Source organism: Luteitalea sp. (genome assembly GCF_044337415.1).
Lineage (GTDB): Bacteria > Acidobacteriota > Vicinamibacteria > Vicinamibacterales > Vicinamibacteraceae > Luteitalea.
Genome location: NZ_JBIINP010000298.1, coordinates 1 through 4,046, shown reverse-complemented (window position 1 = coordinate 4,046; position 4,046 = coordinate 1). Strand labels below are relative to the sequence as shown.

At 69.4% G+C, this 4,046-nt stretch carries 3 protein-coding genes and 1 pseudogene; 3 read left to right on the top strand and 1 reads right to left on the bottom strand.

The window, feature by feature from the left end; translation table 11 throughout:
- Window positions 1-279 precede the first annotated feature (279 nt).
- A complete protein-coding gene (locus ACIRDX_RS21255) occupies window positions 280-1,158 on the bottom strand; it encodes a VWA domain-containing protein (RefSeq protein WP_396627434.1) in 879 nt (292 codons plus the stop codon).
- An 88-nt stretch (window positions 1,159-1,246) separates the two neighbouring features.
- Here ACIRDX_RS21255 and ACIRDX_RS21250 point away from each other — a divergent pair, with 88 nt between their 5' ends.
- The 3 genes and pseudogenes from ACIRDX_RS21250 to ACIRDX_RS21240 all read left to right on the top strand — a co-directional run.
- The gene (locus ACIRDX_RS21250; RefSeq protein WP_396627433.1) at window positions 1,247-2,239 is read left to right on the top strand and encodes a hypothetical protein; all 993 of its coding nucleotides are present in this window, start codon (window positions 1,247-1,249) and stop codon (window positions 2,237-2,239) included.
- Window positions 2,240-2,253: 14 nt separating this feature from the next.
- Complete coding sequence (locus ACIRDX_RS21245; RefSeq protein ID WP_396627432.1) at window positions 2,254-3,780, top strand: amidohydrolase family protein; 1,527 nt, start codon at window positions 2,254-2,256, stop codon at window positions 3,778-3,780.
- 69 nt (window positions 3,781-3,849) lie between these two features.
- Window positions 3,850-4,046: pseudogene (locus tag ACIRDX_RS21240) on the top strand (hypothetical protein); the annotation flags it as partial.

Below are 4,046 nucleotides of genomic sequence, written 5' to 3'. Positions count from 1 at the left end.
CCCCCATCGACACGCCTGAGTGCGTGGGCCTCGAATTCAGGTCGACGTGTGCCGCCTGTGGCGTTCCCGCGACGTGCTTCCGGGCCTTCGACATTCCCGGCATCGCAGCATCACGGCATTACCCGGTTCTCAGCCCTGCGACGCCTGGCGCTACCCGCTGCCGTGCGACCTACGACATTCCACCGCCGCGAGCCCTGACTCACTCCGACGCCTGGCGCTGTGCGCTGCCGTCGTGCCCACGACATTCCCGGCATCGCAGCATCACGGCATTACCAATGCTCACCCCTTCGGCGCCTGGTACGTCCTGCGCCCGCGGGCGATGAGGCCCGGTTTGCTCACGCGGACCTCGATCTTGTGGACCTTGCCGTCGGTCTGCGGCTCGAAGCCGAGCAGGTACTGGCTGTGGAGCTCCTGGGCGACGCGTGTGAAGGTCGGCCCGAGGTCGTCGGTGTCCTTCAGCTCGAAGTAGCCGCCGCCGGTCTCCTCGGCCATCTTCTTGAGCGCGCCGTCGGGGCGGGTGCGCATCCCCATCATCACCGACTGCAGGCCGATGCCGTAGATCATCACTTCCTCTTCACGGGCGCGGCGCAGGCACTCGCCGAGGCCGCCGCGGCTCGCCGTGTCGGCGCCATCGGTGAACGAGAGGATGACCTTGCGGCCCTCGATGTTCTTGAGCTCGTCGAGGCTGAACAGCACCGAGTCGAACAACCGCGTGGGGTTGCCGAACTGCATGTCCTTGATCGAGGCGATCAGCAGGTCGCGGTCGCTGCTGAACTCGCTCAGGAAGGCGATCTTGTCGTTGAAGTACCCGATGCGACCCTTGTCCTCCGGCAGCAGTCGGATGACGAACTGCTCGGCGGCCTGCTTCAGCAGCTCGAGGTTCATCGTCATGCTGCCGCTGGAGTCGAGCATGACGGCGACGGTGACCGGCTGGATCTGGTTGTCGAAGATCGTGATCGGCGCCTTGGTCTTCTCGTCGTAGATCTCGAAGTCGGCCTGCTCGAGTCCGGGCACCAGGCGCTTGCTCGCGTCGGTGACCGTCACGTAGACGGGCACGTTCTGGGCACCCACGCGGAACGTGGGCTGCTGGGCCCGCAGGAGGCGGGCCCCGGCAAGCGTCGCCGGAACCGACAGGAACAGGTCGCGTCGGGTGATCATGGTCCTAGCCTAGCAAAGGTCGCGTTTCGAGTCGGGCGGCGTCGGCTTGACGCCAATTCCTGCGACGGCCACACTGGGCGCCGATTCCATGCCGGCCCCCGTCGATTCCACCACGGGGCGCGGCCTCCCACCATGGGACGCCGCCGCCATCCTCCTGGCCTGCCTCCTCGGCGTGGCCGGGCCTGCGGCGTCGGCGCAACTCGGGGTCCGCGAACTGGGCGGGGCCCCCGCGTTCCGCGAGTTGCTGCGTGCCGGCGACGTCGTTCTCGCCTACGTCCAGCCGTCGCCGGCCGACGGGCTCGAGGGCGCGGCGCTCCGCGTCACCGAGCGGGGGCGCACCCGCGACATCGCGCTCGAGGGGTCGCTCACCGCACGGCTCGCACGCGGGGTGGGCCGGGTGTGGTGGCTGCCAGAGGCCCGCCGCGCCGTCCTGCACGTCGATCCCTACCACGATGCGGCCGGCCTGCTCGTGGTGGACGCCTCGGCCGACCGCGTGGTCGACGCCGTGATCGGGCGGGACCTCACGCCGTCGCCGACCGGCCGGCACTGGGTGTTCGAGGAGGACGCGCCGCGCCGCAATGCCGACTGGCCGAACACCGAGACCGTCTACGCCATCTACGACGCCGCCACCGGCGCGGAGGCCCTGTCGCGTGCCTGCCCGACCGCCGACGACAGGTGCCGCGGCGAGGTGGTGTTCCTGCCCGATCGCCTCTCGCTGTGCCGCGAACGCGCGCGTGAGCTGGGTGGGTCGTGCCTGGTGCCGGGCCGACTGCCCCGGCATGCCCGGCGGTCGCCCTTCGCGTGGCTCTCGGCCTCGGAGGTCGCCTGGGTCGACGTCGACCTGACCCGCGAGCAGGCCACGCTCGTCCTGGCCACGATCCGCGACGACGCGCCCGCCCTGGTGCGGACGGTGCCGCTCGATCGCGAGCACGTGATCGAGGACGTCGAGTTCCCCCCGGTGCGCGAGTCGTGGCGCATCGATCGCATCACCCGAGACGACGACCGGTCGCGCGTCTGGGTCCATTTCCGCACTCGCGTGCCGCAGGCCCCGTTGCAGCGCCTCGGCATCCGACTTTCCTGAGAGGTTGTAGCGACATGGCACGAGGATGGCTCTCGCGGCGCACGTGGCCGCTGGTGGCGCTGGTCACGATGGTCGGCGCGGCGGTGATGGCGCCCTCGGCGCAGGTGCGTCCTGCCGGGCGCGACACCGCGGTGCACGCGCGCAAGCCGACGCGCCTGCTGATCCGGCACGCGATGGTCATCTACGGCAACGGCAAGCCGCCGTACGGGCCGATGGACATCCTGGTGCAGGACGGCGTCATCGCCAACGTCGCGCCGTCGCTGCCGGTCGAGGCCGACGCGGTGATCGACGCCACCGGCAAGTACGTGATGCCCGGCCTCGTCGACACGCACATGCACTGGCACGACGAGCGCGCCGGCATCCCGATGCCTATCCAGTACGAGCGCAACCTGTACCTGGCCAACGGCGTCACGCTCACGCGCGAGAACGGTGGCAACTTCTCCAAGAGCAAGCAGTGGCAGGCCGAGTCGGCGGCCGACCAGATCGTCGCGCCCCGGATGCAGGTCTACTGGGTCGTCTCGCGCGGCAACGGCACCGCGGAGGCCATCCGCGCCAACGTCCGCGAGGCCAAGGCACGCGGCGCCGACGGCCTGAAGATCTTCGGCATGGATCGCGACCAGCTCGAGGCGACCATGGCGGAGGCCAAGGCGCAGGGGCTGAAGACGACGACGCACATCGCGGTCGAGGAGGTCACGGCGCGCGACTTCGCCGAGCTCGGCGTGGATTCCATCGAGCACTTCTACGGGGTCGCCGACGCGGCGCTCGACGGCGTGCAGCACTTCCCGCCCGAGATGAACTACAGCAACGAGCTGCTGCGGTTCTCGAAGGCCGGCGAGCTGTACGCGCAGGCCGACCCGAAGAAGCTCGACGAGGTGCTCGACCTGATGGTGGCCAAGAAGGTCGCCTGGAGCCCGACGCTCTCGATCTACGAGGCCAGCCGCGACGTGATCAAGGCGCAGAACCTGCCCTGGTACAAGGAGTACCTCCACCCGGCCCTGCAGGCCTTCTTCGAGCCCAACCTCGCCAACCACGGCTCGTACTTCGTGGGCTGGACCAACACGATGGAGGTGCGCTGGAAGCAGCAGTACCGCATCTGGATGGACGCCCTGCGCGCCTTCGGCCGCAAGGGCGGTGTGATCACCACCGGCGACGACTCCGGGTTCATCCACTCGCTGTACGGCTTCGGCCTCGTGCGCGAACTCGAACTGCACGAGGAAGCCGGCTTCCATCCGCTCGACGTCATCACGCACGGCACCGTGAACGGCGCGACGCTGCTGGGCATGGGCGACAAGCTCGGGCGCGTGCGCCAGGGTTTCCTCGCCGACCTGCTGGTGGTGAACGGCAACCCGCTCGAGAACCTGCGGGTGCTCAACCCGTACGGCGTCGACGTGATGAAGGACGGCCGCATGACGCGTGGCGGCGGCATCGAGTGGACGATCAAGAACGGCATCCCGTACCACGTGCCGACGCTGATGAAGGAAGTGAAGGCCATGGTCGACGCCGACAAGAAGAAGGTCGAGGGCAGGCCTACCGCGCCGTGAGCCTTGCGGCTCGCGGGGCGAATGCCGCGATGCCGCGATGCCGGAATGGCGCGGCGCTCAGGAGGGACCATGGCAATCGGATCCACGTGGCGCAGGGTTGGTGGGAGCGCTCTGTCGCTCGCAGTCCTGTGCGGGCTGGCGGCGTGTGGGCCGCACACCAATGGGTCGAGGGCCGAGGCCCTGCAGGCCGTCAGGGCCGCCGACGTGGCCGTGCAGAAGGCCGTGGCGGCCAGGGACCTCGAGCAGATCGTGTCCTTCTACGCCGA